We start from the raw sequence: 17,418 nt of genomic DNA on the forward strand, positions 1-17,418 counted from the left end.
CAAAGTCGAAATTACTTCAGCTCGACTTTAGCGCCTGCTTCTTCCAGCTTCTTCTTAGCGTCTTCAGCGGCTTCTTTCGAAACGCCTTCAGCTACAACCTGAGGAGCGCCGTCGACTTTCTCTTTGGCTTCTTTCAGGCCCAGACCGGTCAGTTCGCGAACGGCTTTGATCACGTTCACTTTCTTGTCGCCGGCTTCAACCAGAACAACGTTGAACTCGGTCTGCTCTTCGACAACGGCAGCAGCAGCAGCTGGGCCAGCAGCGGCAACAGCAGCGGTAACGCCGAAGGTTTCTTCCATAGCTTTGATCAGCTCAACAACTTCCAGAACGGTTTTCTGGCCGATTGCTTCGATGATTTGTTCGTTAGTCAGAGACATGACTTAAATCCTGTATTGGGGTGACAGCCTACGCAGCCATCAAATTAAACGTATGATTTTGAAAGAATTCGCGTGCCTTAGGCAGCGGTAGCTTCTTTCTGGTCGCGAATGGCTGCCAGAGTACGAGCCAGCTTGCTGGTGGCGCCTTGAATAACGCTCATCAGTCGTGCAATAGCTTCGTCGCGGGTCGGCAGGGAAGCCAACACGTCGATCTGGTTCGCTGCAATCAGATTGCCGTCAAATGCGGCTGCCTTGATCTCGAACTTGTCCTGACCCTTGGCGAACTCTTTGAACAGTCGGGCAGCAGCGCCCGGGTGTTCGTTGGAGAAAGCAATCAGGGTCGGGCCTTTGAACGCGTCGTTGAGGATCGAGAATTCGGTGCCTTCAACAGCGCGCTTGAGCAGGGTGTTACGTACGACACGTACGTAAACGCCAGCTTCGCGGGCCTCTTTACGGAGTCCGGTCATTGCGCTTACAGTCACACCGCGGGCATCGGCCACGACAGCGGACAGAGCGACTTTGGCAGCCTCGTTGACTTCAGCGACGATGGCCTTCTTGTCTTCGAGTTTAATTGCCACGGGTTTACTCCTGGTTTCTACCGTTTCATCTGGCCGAAGCCGGATGTCGTTTTGGTGTCTGATTCGATAAACGAATCGGGAGCACCATCTGCGTGGGCTGGTATTTTAAGGCTTGCGCCGCCTACGGTCTTGGATAGCCCCCGCCAGGCAGGGACCCCAATTTTTGCTGGTGGCGCGACACGTCGCGCCACCATGTTCTTACACGTTCAGCGAGCTCTGATCGATGACCAGACCTGGGCCCATGGTGGTGCTCAGGGTAACGCGCTTAACGTAGATACCTTTCGAAGAGGCCGGCTTGATACGCTTCAGATCAGCGATCAGGGCTTCAACGTTTTCCTTCAGCTTGTCAGCTTCGAAGCCGATTTTGCCAACGGAGGTGTGGATGATACCGTTTTTGTCGGTACGGTAGCGAACCTGACCAGCCTTGGCGTTTTTGACAGCGCCGGCTACGTCTGGAGTCACGGTACCAACTTTCGGGTTAGGCATCAGGCCGCGAGGACCCAGAACCTGACCCAGCTGACCTACAACGCGCATGGCATCAGGCGATGCGATGACGACGTCATAGTTCAGGTCGCCGCCTTTCATTTCGGCAGCCAGATCGTCCATACCTACACGGTCAGCGCCGGCAGCCAGAGCGGCTTCAGCAGCTGGACCCTGGGTGAAGACAGCAACACGTACGGTCTTGCCAGTGCCGTGTGGCAGCACGGTAGCGCTACGAACGACCTGGTCGGATTTACGCGGGTCAACACCGAGGTTAACGGCGATGTCGTAGGATTCTACGAATTTGGCAGCCGGCAGCGAAGCGAGCAGGGTTGCAGCTTCTTCGAAGTTGTAGGCCTTGCCTGCTTCGATTTTCTCGGCGATTGCCTTTTGGCGCTTGGTCAGCTTAGCCATTACACACCCTCCACGTTCAGGCCCATGCTGCGGGCAGAGCCAGCGATGGTGCGTACAGCTGCGTCCAGGTCAGCGGCAGTCAGATCAGCCTGTTTAGCTTTGGCGATATCTTCCAGCTGAGCACGGGTAACGGTACCGACTTTAACGGTGTTCGGGCGAGCCGAACCACTGGTCAGGCCAGCAGCTTTCTTCAGCAGAACCGAGGCAGGGGTGCTCTTGGTCTCGAAGGTGAAGCTACGGTCGCTGTAGACAGTGATGATCACTGGAGTCGGCAGGCCGGCTTCTTGACCCTGAGTACGGGCGTTGAAGGCCTTGCAGAACTCCATGATGTTCACACCGTGTTGGCCCAGAGCTGGACCGACGGGTGGGCTTGGGTTGGCCTGGCCGGCCTTAACTTGCAGCTTGATGTAAGCCTGAATCTTCTTAGCCATGAGCTACTCCAAAATCGGGTACGAACGCCTATTGGCTCCCCGGATGACTTGCGTTTTATCCCAGTGACGACAAAACCCCGCAGCACACAGGGCTGCGGGGTATGGGATGCTTCGTCCGCCTAGACCTTTTCGACCTGGCTGAACTCGAGCTCCACCGGAGTAGAGCGACCGAAAATGAGCACTGCAACCTGCAGGCGGCTCTTCTCGTAGTTAACCTCTTCGACACTACCATTGAAGTCAGCGAACGGACCGTCAATGACACGAACCACTTCACCTGGCTCGAACAGCGTCTTCGGCTTCGGCTTGTCACTACCGTCGGCAACGCGACGCAGGATAGCCTCAGCTTCTTTATCGGTAATCGGCGCAGGCTTGTCTGCAGTACCACCGATGAAGCCCATCACACGAGGGGTGTCCTTGACCAAGTGCCAAGTCCCTTCGTTCATCTCCATCTGGACCAGTACATAGCCAGGGAAGAATTTGCGCTCACTCTTGCGCTTCTGGCCGTTGCGCATTTCAACGACTTCTTCGGTCGGGACCAGGATCTCGCCGAAACCGTCTTCCATGCCAGCCAGCTTCACACGCTCGATCAGGGAGCGCATTACATGCTTCTCGTAACCCGAGTAAGCATGCACAACATACCAACGCTTAGCCACGGGACACCTTTAGCCAACGATCAGGGAGACCGCCCAGCCGAGCAGGGAATCAAGACCCCACAGCAGCAGTGCCATAACCAGCACGACAGCCACGACAATCAGCGTGGTCTGGGTGGTTTCCTGGCGGGTCGGCCACACGACTTTACGGATCTCGGTACGAGCTTCCTTCGCCAGCGCAAAGAACGACTTACCCTTCGCAGTCTGCAGAGCTACAAAGCCTGCGACAGCAGCCAGGGCGAGAAGTGCAAGGACGCGATACAGAATCGGAGAAGCGGAGTAATATTGATTACCCACGACACCAACAACCACCAAAGCCACTACAGCCAGCCACTTGAACAGATCAAAACGCGATTCTTGGGCTTCAGTTTTGGGGGTCATCGAGGAGGATCCTGTAAGAAGAAAGCCATCACACCGAGGTGAAATGGCAGGTCAGGAGGGAATCGAACCCCCAACCTACGGTTTTGGAGACCGTCGCTCTGCCAATTGAGCTACTGACCTGTAACGCTGTATCAGGCCGGCCATTATACCGGCCTGATTAGGAAAATCAACTACTTATTCAATAATTTTTGCTACGACGCCGGCGCCGACGGTACGACCGCCTTCACGGATAGCGAAGCGCAGACCGTCTTCCATTGCGATGGTCTTGATCAGGGTAACAGTCATCTGAATGTTGTCACCTGGCATTACCATTTCAACGCCTTCCGGCAGTTCGCAGTTACCGGTCACGTCAGTGGTACGGAAGTAGAACTGAGGACGGTAGCCTTTGAAGAACGGAGTATGACGACCGCCTTCTTCCTTCGACAGGACGTAGACTTCTGCGGTGAACTTGGTGTGCGGCTTGACCGAACCTGGCTTGACCAGAACCTGGCCACGCTCAACGTCGTCACGCTTGGTACCACGCAGCAGAACGCCGCAGTTCTCGCCAGCACGACCTTCGTCCAGCAGCTTGCGGAACATTTCAACACCGGTGCAGGTGGTGGTGGTGGTGTCACGCAGACCAACGATCTCCAGCGGATCCTGAACGCGGACGATACCACGCTCGATACGGCCGGTAACAACGGTACCACGACCCGAGATCGAGAATACGTCTTCGATCGGCATCAGGAATGGCTGGTCGATGGCACGAACTGGCTCAGGGATGTAGGCATCCAGAGTTTCTACCAGCTTCTTGACAGCGGTAGTACCCATTTCGTTGTCGTCTTTGCCTTCCAGCGCCATACGAGCCGAACCGATGATGATCGGGGTGTCGTCGCCTGGGAAGTCGTAGGTGGACAGCAGGTCGCGAACTTCCATCTCGACCAGTTCCAGCAGCTCAGCGTCGTCTACCAGGTCAGCCTTGTTCAGGAAGACCACGATGTACGGAACGCCAACCTGACGGGACAGCAGGATGTGCTCACGGGTTTGCGGCATCGGACCATCGGCGGCCGAGCAAACCAGGATCGCGCCATCCATCTGGGCAGCACCGGTGATCATGTTCTTCACGTAGTCAGCGTGACCTGGGCAGTCAACGTGAGCGTAGTGACGAATGTTCGAGTTGTACTCGACGTGAGCGGTGTTGATGGTGATACCGCGCGCTTTTTCTTCTGGAGCCGAGTCGATTTTGTCGAACTCAACGACGGCCGAACCGAAAACTTCGGAGCAGACGCGAGTCAGAGCTGCGGTCAGAGTGGTCTTACCGTGGTCAACGTGGCCGATAGTGCCGACGTTAACGTGGGGAAGGGAACGATCAAACTTTTCCTTAGCCATCGATACAATCCTCCGCAGAAGAAAATAGTCTTACGCTGATAAAACAAAGGCAGATATTTTCATATCTGCCTTGTTTATATGGAGCTCTTGAGCGGACTTGAACCGCTGACCTCACCCTTACCAAGGGTGTGCTCTACCAACTGAGCTACAAGAGCGAAACACTTTGCGCAAAATCCAGCAAACTTGGAGCGGGTAGCGGGAATCGAACCCGCATCATCAGCTTGGAAGGCTGAGGTTCTACCACTAAACTATACCCGCGGAGCTTGCGGCTCTCGCTAAAACTGGTGGAGGGAGAAGGATTCGAACCTTCGAAGCTCTCGCAACGGATTTACAGTCCGTCCCCTTTGACCGCTCGGGAATCCCTCCAGATGTGGCCGGCATTCTATTTGTCTGCCGTCCTAGTGTCAAGCTTTTTTTCAAATTTTTTCAATCAAATCTGAAACTTAGCTGCTTTGACACTCGCTTCCGGATCGACCACCTGAGTGGTGTTCCCTGTGAAGCGGGCGCCATTCTATCAAGCTATTCGCCAGTTGCAATACCCTGGCAGAAAATAATTTTATGTTTTAAGTCTTTGAAATCGTTGGAAAGAGTCTCGAGGACGGATTGGTCCAGCAAACGCTCGCTTTCCGGGGAAATCTTGAGCCAGAAACCTTCGGCTCCAGGTAGCTGGCCAGACACTGGCGCGGCATTGATATCCAGGGTCAGCAGGCGTTGTCGCAACGCATCGAGCTGATCGCGAGCAACCAGCCCTCCTACCACCAGGCATTCGTCACGTCGCCGGGGCGGTGCAGACGCTCCCGTTTCCTTGAGCAGGCGAATCTCTTGCTGATTACCTTTGTACAACGACAACGGCGCGACATCCTTCGCCTTGAGCGGGGCTTCCTGTTGGTGCCACACGTAATAGAAGACGTTGAGCACCAGCAACAGCAGAAACAACCAACGCATAAGCACCTCAGTCCAGTGGACAGGCCATGGCCAGGCCGACAAATACCAGGTCAGGGACTACCCTGGCCTGCGGCGCCGCCTCTCGCACCAGCGGCGCATCCCCGCCTGTCAGGAACACCGTGAAGTCTTCACCCCACAAGGCCCGAGCCTGCTCGAGCTGCGTGCGGGCAAAACCCTGAAGCATCAATACACAACCGCGCTCTACTGCTTCTACAGTGGAGCGCCCTGGGACAAGGCTGCTTACGGCACGCTCAGCCGAAGCGTCGTCGTAGCGGATACGGCGGGTATGCGTACGCAGTTGGCTACGCATGAGTGGCATTCCGGGGCAGATGTATCCTCCCAGGTGCTCACCATCGGCCGAGACGAAATCCGCCTTGGCCGCAGTGCCCAGATCAATGACCAGGCACGCGCCCTTGGCGAGATGGAACGCACCCAATGCCGCCAGCCAGCGATCCATGCCGAGGCGCTGGTAGTCGTCATAACCATTGCGTACACCTGCCATCTCCTGCGCAGGTTCGGCAACACTGGCAACGACCGCAAAAGCCTTGGCAATCAGTGCACAGAGGGCTGCGGTTTCATCCTCGCTACGCACACTGACGATTCGACAGCCCGTAAGGCGCAATGATGGGAGCGCCGCGACCTCGCCTATCAGTGCTTGGTCCGAATCGACAATACCACCACCGACAATGGTGGCGTCGGCAGCGTGAATGACACGCCACTTGATGAAGCTGTTACCGCAATCGAGCTCAAGAATCATCACGCAACCTCAAACTGAGCTCACCACCACTGAAGCTCTTTTCCACACCGTCGACCTCAAGGCGCAAGCCGCCCTGCCCGTCCACGCCCAGCACCACACCATCGATGCGGCTGGTACCCGCAATGAGAGACACATTACACCCCTGCCACAGATGCGCTTGCTCCCATTCTTCCTGGAATGCCGCAAAACCGTAGCGTCGATGACGGGCCAATTCATGTTGCAACTGCTGGCTGAGCATGGCCACCAGCCGGTTGCGATCAATTGTCACGCCAACTTCACGTCGCATCGAGGTCCACTGCTGATCGACCTGATCATTGACTTGCATGTTCACATTGATGCCGATGCCAAGCACGACATGACAGACGTCTGCAGGATCACCCACAAGCTCAAGGAGAATGCCGGTGATCTTCTGTCCGCGAACCAGGACATCGTTGGGCCACTTCAACCCCACGTCCTTTACGTTAAACCCCTGCAGCGTACGCATCACGGCCAACCCGACCACCAGGCTGAGGCCCTCCAGCTGACGCATGCCACCATCGACGCGCAAGACCAGGCTGTAATAGAGGTTTTCTGCAAATGGACTTATCCACATGCGACCGCGTCGCCCACGCCCGGCACTCTGGCGCTCAGCCAGGACCAGAAATGGCGCTGTTTGCCCCTCGCTGGCAAGGCGCAAGCCTTCGGCATTGGTCGAATCGATGGTTTCATGGATGAAAACGGGCCAGCGCTCACCTTCGGAGAACTCTGCGATCGCCTGCGCATCAAGCAAGCTCAGCGGCGCCGACAACTGGTAGCCACGCCCACGAACTTTATGAATGGTCAGGTTCAGCTCACTTTCCAGGTGTTGCAGCTGTTTCCAAACGGCGCTGCGACTTACCCCGAGGGCTGCCCCCAAGGTTTCTCCGGAATGGAACCGGCCATCCTTGAGGAGATTCAACAACTTCAGCATGCCAGTCTCGACTTGGAATAAGGCTGGCATGATAGCTAGGGGTCGTTGACTTGCATAGGAAAAGGGCTGCAGGTGAGCGCCACATGACCGCGTATTTCGGCCAGAAAAGACAAAACCCCTACCTGCGTGCGCAGATAGGGGTTTTGCGAAATGAATCTTGACGATGACCTACTCTCACATGGGGAAACCCCACACTACCATCGGCGATGCATCGTTTCACTACTGAGTTCGGGATGGGATCAGGTGGTTCCAATGCTCTATGGTCGTCAAGAAATTCTGTAGCCAGAATGTCTGTTGAACACTCTTGGCGAATTCGGATATGTGAATTTGTGATGTTGCGAACTTTCGGTTCTTTCGTCTTCACCACCGCAATCTGCGTTAGCAAATTGCTTGGGTGTTATATGGTCAAGCCTCACGGGCAATTAGTATTGGTTAGCTCAACGCCTCACAGCGCTTACACACCCAACCTATCAACGTCGTAGTCTTCGACGGCCCTTTAGGGGATTCAAGATCCCAGTGAGATCTCATCTTGAGGCAAGTTTCCCGCTTAGATGCTTTCAGCGGTTATCTCTTCCGAACATAGCTACCCGGCAATGCCACTGGCGTGACAACCGGAACACCAGAGGTTCGTCCACTCCGGTCCTCTCGTACTAGGAGCAGCCCCTCTCAAATCTCAAACGTCCACGGCAGATAGGGACCGAACTGTCTCACGACGTTCTAAACCCAGCTCGCGTACCACTTTAAATGGCGAACAGCCATACCCTTGGGACCGGCTTCAGCCCCAGGATGTGATGAGCCGACATCGAGGTGCCAAACACCGCCGTCGATATGAACTCTTGGGCGGTATCAGCCTGTTATCCCCGGAGTACCTTTTATCCGTTGAGCGATGGCCCTTCCATACAGAACCACCGGATCACTAAGACCTACTTTCGTACCTGCTCGACGTGTTTGTCTCGCAGTCAAGCGCGCTTTTGCCTTTATACTCTACGACCGATTTCCGACCGGTCTGAGCGCACCTTCGTACTCCTCCGTTACTCTTTGGGAGGAGACCGCCCCAGTCAAACTACCCACCATACACTGTCCTCGATCCGGATAACGGACCTGAGTTAGAACCTCAAAGTTGCCAGGGTGGTATTTCAAGGATGGCTCCATGAGAACTGGCGTCCCCACTTCAAAGCCTCCCACCTATCCTACACAAGCAAATTCAAAGTCCAGTGCAAAGCTATAGTAAAGGTTCACGGGGTCTTTCCGTCTAGCCGCGGATACACTGCATCTTCACAGCGATTTCAATTTCACTGAGTCTCGGGTGGAGACAGCGCCGCCATCGTTACGCCATTCGTGCAGGTCGGAACTTACCCGACAAGGAATTTCGCTACCTTAGGACCGTTATAGTTACGGCCGCCGTTTACCGGGGCTTCGATCAAGAGCTTCGCTTGCGCTAACCCCATCAATTAACCTTCCGGCACCGGGCAGGCGTCACACCCTATACGTCCACTTTCGTGTTTGCAGAGTGCTGTGTTTTTAATAAACAGTCGCAGCGGCCTGGTATCTTCGACCGGCATGGGCTTACGGAGCAAGTCCTTCACCCTCGCCGGCGCACCTTCTCCCGAAGTTACGGTGCCATTTTGCCTAGTTCCTTCACCCGAGTTCTCTCAAGCGCCTTGGTATTCTCTACCTAACCACCTGTGTCGGTTTGGGGTACGGTTCCCAGTTATCTGAAGCTTAGGAGCTTTTCTTGGAAGCATGGCATCAACCACTTCGCGCTCTAATGAGCACTCGTCATCAGCTCTCGGCCTTGAAATCCCGGATTTGCCTAAGATCTCAGCCTACCACCTTAAACTTGGACAACCAACGCCAAGCTGGCCTAGCCTTCTCCGTCCCTCCATCGCAATAACTGGAAGTACAGGAATATTAACCTGTTTTCCATCGACTACGCTTTTCAGCCTCGCCTTAGGGACCGACTAACCCTGCGTCGATTAACGTTGCGCAGGAAACCTTGGTCTTTCGGCGTGCGAGTTTTTCACTCGCATTGTCGTTACTCATGTCAGCATTCGCACTTCTGATACCTCCAGCAAGCTTCTCAACTCACCTTCACAGGCTTACAGAACGCTCCTCTACCGCGTCATCAAAGATGACACCCGTAGCTTCGGTGCATGGTTTGAGCCCCGTTACATCTTCCGCGCAGGCCGACTCGACTAGTGAGCTATTACGCTTTCTTTAAAGGGTGGCTGCTTCTAAGCCAACCTCCTAGCTGTCTAAGCCTTCCCACATCGTTTCCCACTTAACCATGACTTTGGGACCTTAGCTGACGGTCTGGGTTGTTTCCCTTTTCACGACGGACGTTAGCACCCGCCGTGTGTCTCCCATGCTCGGCACTTGTAGGTATTCGGAGTTTGCATCGGTTTGGTAAGTCGGGATGACCCCCTAGCCGAAACAGTGCTCTACCCCCTACAGTGATACATGAGGCGCTACCTAAATAGCTTTCGAGGAGAACCAGCTATCTCCGAGCTTGATTAGCCTTTCACTCCGATCCACAGGTCATCCGCTAACTTTTCAACGGTAGTCGGTTCGGTCCTCCAGTCAGTGTTACCTAACCTTCAACCTGCCCATGGATAGATCGCCCGGTTTCGGGTCTATACCCAGCGACTAAACGCCCTATTAAGACTCGCTTTCGCTACGCCTCCCCTATTCGGTTAAGCTCGCCACTGAATATAAGTCGCTGACCCATTATACAAAAGGTACGCAGTCACCTAACAAAGTAGGCTCCCACTGCTTGTACGCATACGGTTTCAGGTTCTATTTCACTCCCCTCTCCGGGGTTCTTTTCGCCTTTCCCTCACGGTACTGGTTCACTATCGGTCAGTCAGTAGTATTTAGCCTTGGAGGATGGTCCCCCCATGTTCAGACAAAGTTTCTCGTGCTCCGTCCTACTCGATTTCATTGATAAGAGATTTTCGTGTACGGGGCTATCACCCACTATGGCCGCACTTTCCAGAGCGTTCCACTAATCTCAAACCAACTTAAGGGCTGGTCCCCGTTCGCTCGCCACTACTAAGGGAATCTCGGTTGATTTCTTTTCCTCAGGGTACTTAGATGTTTCAGTTCCCCTGGTTCGCCTCTTGCACCTATGTATTCAGTACAAGATACTCAGCTTATGCTGAGTGGGTTCCCCCATTCAGAGATCTCTGGATCACAGTCTGTTTGCCGACTCCCCAAAGCTTATCGCAGGCTACCACGTCTTTCATCGCCTCTGACTGCCAAGGCATCCACCGTATGCGCTTCTTCACTTGACCATATAACCCCAAGCAATCTGGTTATACTGTGAAGACGACATTCGCCGAAAATTCGCATTTCGCTCAATTAAGAGCAGAACTCACAAATTTTACCTTAGCCTGATCCACCAGCAGTGAAACTGGTGTTCAGTCTATATCTATCACATATCCGAATTTTTAAAGAACGGTCTGACAAAAGTCAGAAATCAACATTCACAGGGAATGCTCATTACTGAGTTCTGATCAGCAAATGAATCAAGCAATTCGTGTGGGAGCTCATCAGCAGGCTGATGTCGTCGATTAAGGAGGTGATCCAGCCGCAGGTTCCCCTACGGCTACCTTGTTACGACTTCACCCCAGTCATGAATCACACCGTGGTAACCGTCCTCCCGAAGGTTAGACTAGCTACTTCTGGTGCAACCCACTCCCATGGTGTGACGGGCGGTGTGTACAAGGCCCGGGAACGTATTCACCGCGACATTCTGATTCGCGATTACTAGCGATTCCGACTTCACGCAGTCGAGTTGCAGACTGCGATCCGGACTACGATCGGTTTTGTGAGATTAGCTCCACCTCGCGGCTTGGCAACCCTCTGTACCGACCATTGTAGCACGTGTGTAGCCCAGGCCGTAAGGGCCATGATGACTTGACGTCATCCCCACCTTCCTCCGGTTTGTCACCGGCAGTCTCCTTAGAGTGCCCACCATAACGTGCTGGTAACTAAGGACAAGGGTTGCGCTCGTTACGGGACTTAACCCAACATCTCACGACACGAGCTGACGACAGCCATGCAGCACCTGTGTCAGAGTTCCCGAAGGCACCAATCCATCTCTGGAAAGTTCTCTGCATGTCAAGGCCTGGTAAGGTTCTTCGCGTTGCTTCGAATTAAACCACATGCTCCACCGCTTGTGCGGGCCCCCGTCAATTCATTTGAGTTTTAACCTTGCGGCCGTACTCCCCAGGCGGTCAACTTAATGCGTTAGCTGCGCCACTAAAATCTCAAGGATTCCAACGGCTAGTTGACATCGTTTACGGCGTGGACTACCAGGGTATCTAATCCTGTTTGCTCCCCACGCTTTCGCACCTCAGTGTCAGTATCAGTCCAGGTGGTCGCCTTCGCCACTGGTGTTCCTTCCTATATCTACGCATTTCACCGCTACACAGGAAATTCCACCACCCTCTACCGTACTCTAGCTTGCCAGTTTTGGATGCAGTTCCCAGGTTGAGCCCGGGGCTTTCACATCCAACTTAACAAACCACCTACGCGCGCTTTACGCCCAGTAATTCCGATTAACGCTTGCACCCTCTGTATTACCGCGGCTGCTGGCACAGAGTTAGCCGGTGCTTATTCTGTCGGTAACGTCAAAACAGCAAGGTATTAACTTACTGCCCTTCCTCCCAACTTAAAGTGCTTTACAATCCGAAGACCTTCTTCACACACGCGGCATGGCTGGATCAGGCTTTCGCCCATTGTCCAATATTCCCCACTGCTGCCTCCCGTAGGAGTCTGGACCGTGTCTCAGTTCCAGTGTGACTGATCATCCTCTCAGACCAGTTACGGATCGTCGCCTTGGTGAGCCATTACCCCACCAACTAGCTAATCCGACCTAGGCTCATCTGATAGCGCAAGGCCCGAAGGTCCCCTGCTTTCTCCCGTAGGACGTATGCGGTATTAGCGTTCCTTTCGAAACGTTGTCCCCCACTACCAGGCAGATTCCTAGGCATTACTCACCCGTCCGCCGCTGAATCAAGGAGCAAGCTCCCGTCATCCGCTCGACTTGCATGTGTTAGGCCTGCCGCCAGCGTTCAATCTGAGCCATGATCAAACTCTTCAGTTCAATACTGCTTGGGTTTTTAAGAAACCCTAAACTTGGCTCAGCAATCTCAAATGACTATGTGATTTCTCGCATGGCCACTTGTGATGCTGATAATCTTTGTGACTATCAGTCCGTACTCACAAGCACCCACACGAATTGCTTGATTCGATTTGTTAAAGAGCGTTTGGTTAAGAGCTTTTCGTCTCAACCGAGGCGCGCATTCTACGCTTTCCTCACTTACTGTCAAGCGTTTATTTTGAAGTTTTTTCCGAGAAACTCGTTTAGCTTCAAACACTTGACTCGCTGCGATCACTCGCTAGCGGGAGGCGAATAATACAGCGTTTAAAACCGCTGTCAACCTTCATCTCAACCGCTATCGATCTTTCGATCGAAGCCCCTCCAACATCACCTCAACTACTTAACTCATTGAATTCCAAGGAGTTTGTCGTTCCGATGTCGCTGGAAGTGGGGCGCATTATAAGGGGATTCGAAAGCGCGTCAACCTTTAATTTCAAGAAACTTCAACATCGCTGAAAAGCAAAGCGGGGAGGCCTATCGGCCTCCCCGCTTCTATATAGCTACACCACCAGGCGATCACTCAGCCTTGAGGGTAACCCGGCCAAACGACTTCTTACCCGCCTGGCACACATGAGTCGCGCCGAGGGCAAACATGAAATCCTTGTCGACCACCGCACCATCGACCTTCACCGCCCCACCACTGAGCAGGTCACGCGCCTGCGCCGAATTCTTCACCAGGCCCGCACGATTCAGCACGGCAGCGATTGGCAAGTCTTCAGCTGCAGCCACTTCGATCTCTGGCAGATCCTCCGGCAGTTCGCCTTCCTTCATGCGGTTACCCGCCGCACGGTGAGCATTGGCCGCAGCCTCTTCACCATGGAAGCGCGCAACGATCTCTTCGGCCAGCTTGATCTTGATATCACGCGGATTCGCACCGTTGGCAACGTCGGCACGGAACTGATCGATCTCTTCCATCGAGCGGAAGCTCAGGAGCTCGAAGTAACGCCACATCAGGGTGTCCGGGATCGACACCAGCTTGCTGTACATCACACCCGGCGCTTCCTGGATGCCAACATAGTTACCCAGCGACTTGGACATCTTCTTCACGCCATCAAGCCCTTCGAGCAATGGCATGGTCACGATGTTCTGTGCCTCCTGCCCATAGGAACGCTGCAACTCGCGCCCCATCAGCAGGTTGAACTTCTGGTCGGTACCACCCAGCTCCACATCAGCCTTCAGCGCCACGGAATCGTAGCCCTGCACCAACGGGTAGAGGAACTCGTGGATCGCAATCGGCTGATTGGTGGTGTAACGCTTGTCGAAGTCGTCACGCTCGAGCATGCGCGCAACGGTGTACTGCGATGCCAGGCGAATGAAGTCGGCCGGCGTCAGCTTGTCCATCCAGGTGGAGTTGAACGCAACCTCGGTCTTGGCCGGATCGAGAATCTTGAACACTTGCTGCTTATATGTCTCGGCGTTGTCCAGCACCTGCTCGCGGGTCAGCGGCGGACGCGTGGCGCTCTTGCCGCTCGGGTCACCGATCATGCCGGTGAAGTCACCGATCAGGAAGATGACCTGGTGCCCCAGCTCCTGGAACTGGCGCAGCTTGTTGATCAGCACCGTGTGCCCCAGATGCAGGTCCGGCGCAGTCGGGTCGAAGCCTGCCTTGATACGCAGAGGCTGGCCGCGCTTGAGCTTCTCGACCAGTTCCGACTCGACCAATACCTCTTCCGCACCGCGCTTGATAAGCGCCAGCTGCTCTTCAACCGACTTCATAGACAGACCCGCAAGGCTCAGATTCAAAGGGAGCCAACCATACAAGATCGGCCGTCAATTACAAGTTTCGAAATGAAATGTGACCCGACCGACGCGTCACGGCGTCTACGCGCCCTTGCGCGAAAGTAGATTTGGTTATATTTTATACAGTTATTTCATCTTCATCATGTCATTCATCTTTTCCATATTCATTTTTCTTCAAAGTCACCTTACCTATGACCAACGAAACGCCTAAAGCGCCCCCGCTTTATCCGAAAAGCCATCTGTTGGCCGCCAGCGGCATCGCCGCCCTGCTCAGCCTGGCACTGCTGGTATTTCCCTCCAGCGAAGTCGAAGCCAAGAAGACCACCCTCAGCCTGGAGCTGGAAAGCCCGGCCGAGCAGCTGAAGGATGAGTCCAACGCCGCCCCGCTGGTACAGACTCAAGGCGATCAGGGTTCTCCCTTCGCCCAGATCGACGGCGCCGAAACCAACACCGAACAGGCAGCACAAGAAGCGCCTGCCAGCGAGAAAAAGCCTGAAGCCAAGGAGCCCGGCCACCGCGAGGTCACCGTTTCCCGCGGCGACACGCTGTCTACCCTGTTCGCCAAGGTCGGCCTGCCGGCCAATGCAGTGCACGACCTGCTGGCCAGCAACAAGCAAGCCAAGCAGTTCAGCCAGCTGAAGCATGGCCAGGTGCTGCAGTTCGAACTCGACAAGGATGGCCAACTGGCCAGCCTGCACAGCAAAGTGAGCAACCTCGAAACCATCCGCCTGACCAAGACCGCCAAGGGCTACACCTTTGATCGCGAGATCAGCAAGCCTGTGGTCCGCACCGCTTACGCCCATGGCGTGATCAAGAGTTCGTTGTCGGCCTCGGCCCAGCGCGCCGGCCTGTCCCACAGCATGACCATGGACATGGCCAAGGTATTGGGCTACGACATCGATTTCGCCCAGGATATCCGCCCGGGCGACGAGTTTGACGTGGTCTACGAGCAGAAGGTCATGGACGGCAAGGTGGTCGGTACCGGCAACATCCTGTCCGCACGCTTCACCAACCGCGGCAAGACCTACACCGCCGTGCGCTATACCAACAAGCAGGGCAACACCAGCTACTACACCGCCGACGGCAACAGCCTGCGCAAGGCGTTCATCCGCACCCCAGTGGACTTCGCCCGCATCAGCTCGCGCTTCTCCGCCGGCCGCAAGCACCCCATCCTGAACAAGATCCGCGCGCACAAGGGCGTGGACTACGCCGCCCCGCGTGGTACGCCGATCAAGGCAGCCGGTGATGGTCGCATCGAACTGGCTGGCCGCCGCGGTGGTTACGGCAACACCGTGATCATCGCCCACGGCAACAGCTACAAGACCCTTTACGGTCACATGCAGGGCTTTGCCAAGGGCATCAAGACCGGCAGCAACGTGAAGCAGGGCCAGATCATCGGCTACATCGGCACTACCGGCCTGTCGACCGGCCCGCACCTGCACTACGAGTTTCAGGTCAACGGCGTGCACGTCGACCCGCTGAGCCAGAAGGTGCCGATGGCTGACCCGATCGCCAAGAACGAACGTCAGCGCTTCCTGCAGCAGAGCCAACCACTGATCGCCCGCATGGACCAGGAAAAGGCCACCATGCTCGCAGCGAACAAGCGCTGATCCATGGCGCTATATCTGGGGGTGATGTCCGGCACCAGCCTCGATGGCCTGGACATCGCCTTGATAGATCAAGGCGAGCGGCTTCAGCTGCTCGCCACTCACTACGTCCCCATGCCGGCCGAGCTGCGCCAGCAACTGCTCAGCCTCTGCAGCAGCGGCGCTGACGAGATTGCCCGCGCCGCCCTGGCAGAAAACCGCTGGGCCAGCCTGGCAGGTGAAGGTGTGCGGCAACTGCTGGCCAAGCACGGGCTCCAGGCCGACGCCATCCGCGCCATCGGCAGCCATGGCCAGACCATCCGCCATGAGCCGGCTCGCGGCTTCACTGTGCAGATCGGCAACCCGGCGCTGCTCGCCGAGCTGACCGGCATCAGCGTGGTTGCCGACTTCCGCCGTCGCGATGTAGCGGCAGGTGGCCAGGGTGCCCCGCTGGTGCCGGCATTCCATGAAACCCTGTTCAGCCACCTCGGCCAACGCCTGGCGGTGCTCAATGTGGGCGGTTTCAGCAACCTGAGCCTGATCGAACGCGACAAGCCAGTGCATGGCTTCGACTGCGGGCCAGGCAACGTATTGCTGGACGCCTGGATCGAGCGAAAGCGAGGCCAGGCCTATGATGCCGATGGTGCCTGGGCTGCCAGTGGCAAGCTGCAAGGCGATTTGCTCAGCAGCCTGCTGAGTGACCCGTTCTTCGCCGGCAGCGGCCCGAAAAGCACCGGCCGTGAAGTGTTCAATCTGCCCTGGCTGGATGGCCACTTGGCGAATCTGCCTGCCTTCCGTGACGAAGACGTCCAGGCTACCCTGCTGGAGCTGACCGCGCGCAGCATCATCGAATCGCTGCAGAACGCCCAGCAAGATACCGAGGCGCTGCTGGTCTGCGGCGGAGGTGCTCGCAATGGTGCCCTGATGGCTCGGCTTGCCGAACTGCTGCCAAAGGCCAAGGTCACCAGCACCGGCGCCCATGGCGTGGACCCGGACTGGGTTGAAGCCATGGCCTTTGCCTGGCTTGCCCACTGCTGCCTTGAAGGCATACCCGCCAATCGCCCAAGCGTCACGGCAGCCAAGGGGCTACGCGTACTCGGCGCGATCTACCCGGCCTGATCCCAAGCCAGAATGCAAAACGCCGCGCAATTGCGCGGCGTTTTCATACAGCCTGGCCTCAGATCGAGAACGAGGAGCCACAACCGCAGGTAGTCGCGGCATTCGGGTTCTTGATCACGAACCGAGAACCTTCCAAGCCTTCCTGATAGTCCACTTCGGCACCGGCCAGATACTGGTAGCTCATCGGGTCGACCACCAGCGAAACACCTTCACGCTCGACAATGGTGTCATCTTCGGCCACATCTTCATCGAAGGTGAAACCGTACTGGAAGCCCGAGCAGCCGCCACCGGTGACGAACACGCGCAGCTTCAGGCGGTCATTGCCTTCCTCGGAAACCAGGTTCTTCACCTTTTGCGCGGCGCCGTGGGTGAATTCCAAAGCCGTAGGGGTGAAGGTTTCGACGCTCATGTTGATTCTCCCGGCGCAGTAGCCGCCATAAAACTCGATGACGCGCATTATCCGCTTCTCCGAGAAA

The 17,418-nt window shown here is 55.7% G+C and carries 14 protein-coding genes, 4 tRNA genes and 3 rRNA genes; 2 read left to right on the plus strand and 19 right to left on the minus strand.

The window, feature by feature from the left end:
• Nucleotides 1–11 precede the first annotated feature (11 nt).
• The 18 genes from rplL to tyrS form a co-directional block, all read right to left on the minus strand.
• Nucleotides 12–377 (minus strand): 50S ribosomal protein L7/L12, encoded by a 366-nt coding sequence (gene rplL, locus ACOKS3_RS26890; protein WP_003255496.1) that lies wholly within the window; start codon nucleotides 375–377, stop codon nucleotides 12–14.
• Nucleotides 378–454: 77 nt separating this feature from the next.
• Nucleotides 455–955: a 50S ribosomal protein L10 gene (gene rplJ / locus ACOKS3_RS26895; RefSeq protein ID WP_060513244.1), complete on the minus strand. Its 501-nt coding sequence runs from the start codon at nucleotides 953–955 to the stop codon at nucleotides 455–457.
• A gap of 198 nt (nucleotides 956–1,153) precedes the next feature.
• Nucleotides 1,154–1,849, minus strand: coding sequence for a 50S ribosomal protein L1 (gene rplA / locus ACOKS3_RS26900; protein ID WP_103448758.1), 696 nt, complete (start codon nucleotides 1,847–1,849; stop codon nucleotides 1,154–1,156).
• On the minus strand, nucleotides 1,849–2,280 hold the full coding sequence (gene rplK / locus ACOKS3_RS26905) for a 50S ribosomal protein L11 (RefSeq protein WP_003255500.1): 432 nt from the start codon (nucleotides 2,278–2,280) through the stop codon (nucleotides 1,849–1,851). The genes rplA and rplK overlap by 1 nt, the downstream gene beginning before the upstream one ends.
• A 119-nt stretch (nucleotides 2,281–2,399) precedes the next feature.
• On the minus strand, nucleotides 2,400–2,933 hold the full coding sequence (gene nusG, locus ACOKS3_RS26910; protein ID WP_003255501.1) for a transcription termination/antitermination protein NusG: 534 nt from the start codon (nucleotides 2,931–2,933) through the stop codon (nucleotides 2,400–2,402).
• 9 nt (nucleotides 2,934–2,942) lie between these two features.
• Nucleotides 2,943–3,311: a preprotein translocase subunit SecE gene (gene secE, locus ACOKS3_RS26915; protein WP_008089117.1), complete on the minus strand. Its 369-nt coding sequence runs from the start codon at nucleotides 3,309–3,311 to the stop codon at nucleotides 2,943–2,945.
• Between the two features lie 44 nt (nucleotides 3,312–3,355).
• Nucleotides 3,356–3,431 (minus strand) — tRNA-Trp (locus ACOKS3_RS26920).
• A gap of 54 nt (nucleotides 3,432–3,485) precedes the next feature.
• Nucleotides 3,486–4,679 (minus strand): elongation factor Tu, encoded by a 1,194-nt coding sequence (gene tuf / locus ACOKS3_RS26925; RefSeq protein ID WP_010951775.1) that lies wholly within the window; start codon nucleotides 4,677–4,679, stop codon nucleotides 3,486–3,488.
• A gap of 79 nt (nucleotides 4,680–4,758) precedes the next feature.
• A tRNA-Thr gene (locus tag ACOKS3_RS26930) sits at nucleotides 4,759–4,834 on the minus strand.
• A 29-nt stretch (nucleotides 4,835–4,863) separates the two neighbouring features.
• A tRNA-Gly gene (locus ACOKS3_RS26935) sits at nucleotides 4,864–4,937 on the minus strand.
• A gap of 24 nt (nucleotides 4,938–4,961) precedes the next feature.
• Nucleotides 4,962–5,045, minus strand: a tRNA-Tyr gene (locus tag ACOKS3_RS26940).
• Between the two features lie 153 nt (nucleotides 5,046–5,198).
• The gene (locus ACOKS3_RS26945; protein ID WP_103448756.1) at nucleotides 5,199–5,624 is read right to left on the minus strand and encodes a hypothetical protein; all 426 of its coding nucleotides are present in this window, start codon (nucleotides 5,622–5,624) and stop codon (nucleotides 5,199–5,201) included.
• Nucleotides 5,625–5,631: 7 nt separating this feature from the next.
• Nucleotides 5,632–6,381 carry a pantothenate kinase gene (locus ACOKS3_RS26950; RefSeq protein WP_103448755.1) on the minus strand — a complete coding sequence of 250 codons (750 nt, stop codon included), beginning with the start codon at nucleotides 6,379–6,381 and terminating at the stop codon, nucleotides 5,632–5,634.
• Nucleotides 6,371–7,330 carry a bifunctional biotin--[acetyl-CoA-carboxylase] ligase/biotin operon repressor BirA gene (gene birA, locus ACOKS3_RS26955; protein WP_103448754.1) on the minus strand — a complete coding sequence of 320 codons (960 nt, stop codon included), beginning with the start codon at nucleotides 7,328–7,330 and terminating at the stop codon, nucleotides 6,371–6,373. The genes ACOKS3_RS26950 and birA overlap by 11 nt, the downstream gene beginning before the upstream one ends.
• Nucleotides 7,331–7,485: 155 nt before the next feature.
• Nucleotides 7,486–7,601: ribosomal RNA gene (gene rrf / locus ACOKS3_RS26960) — 5S ribosomal RNA — on the minus strand.
• A gap of 130 nt (nucleotides 7,602–7,731) precedes the next feature.
• A 23S ribosomal RNA gene (locus tag ACOKS3_RS26965) occupies nucleotides 7,732–10,623 on the minus strand.
• Between the two features lie 280 nt (nucleotides 10,624–10,903).
• A 16S ribosomal RNA gene (locus tag ACOKS3_RS26970) occupies nucleotides 10,904–12,440 on the minus strand.
• The 16S, 23S and 5S rRNA genes sit together here, the layout of an rRNA operon.
• A gap of 573 nt (nucleotides 12,441–13,013) precedes the next feature.
• Nucleotides 13,014–14,213, minus strand: coding sequence for a tyrosine--tRNA ligase (tyrS, locus tag ACOKS3_RS26975; protein WP_103448753.1), 1,200 nt, complete (start codon nucleotides 14,211–14,213; stop codon nucleotides 13,014–13,016).
• Nucleotides 14,214–14,428: 215 nt separating this feature from the next.
• Between tyrS and ACOKS3_RS26980 the strand changes: the two genes are divergently transcribed.
• Complete coding sequence (locus tag ACOKS3_RS26980; RefSeq protein ID WP_103448752.1) at nucleotides 14,429–15,847, plus strand: peptidoglycan DD-metalloendopeptidase family protein; 1,419 nt, start codon at nucleotides 14,429–14,431, stop codon at nucleotides 15,845–15,847.
• 3 nt (nucleotides 15,848–15,850) lie between these two features.
• Entirely contained in the window at nucleotides 15,851–16,942 is a 1,092-nt protein-coding gene (locus tag ACOKS3_RS26985) for an anhydro-N-acetylmuramic acid kinase (RefSeq protein WP_103448751.1), read from the plus strand.
• Nucleotides 16,943–17,000: 58 nt separating this feature from the next.
• Here the strand turns inward: ACOKS3_RS26985 and erpA are convergent, their stop codons facing one another.
• Nucleotides 17,001–17,351, minus strand: coding sequence for an iron-sulfur cluster insertion protein ErpA (erpA, locus tag ACOKS3_RS26990; RefSeq protein ID WP_027917433.1), 351 nt, complete (start codon nucleotides 17,349–17,351; stop codon nucleotides 17,001–17,003).
• Between the last annotated feature and the right edge of the window lie 67 nt (nucleotides 17,352–17,418).

It is taken from the genome of Pseudomonas sp. HS6-2 (assembly GCF_049325675.2).
In the GTDB taxonomy this organism is placed as follows: domain Bacteria; phylum Pseudomonadota; class Gammaproteobacteria; order Pseudomonadales; family Pseudomonadaceae; genus Aquipseudomonas; species Aquipseudomonas putida_N.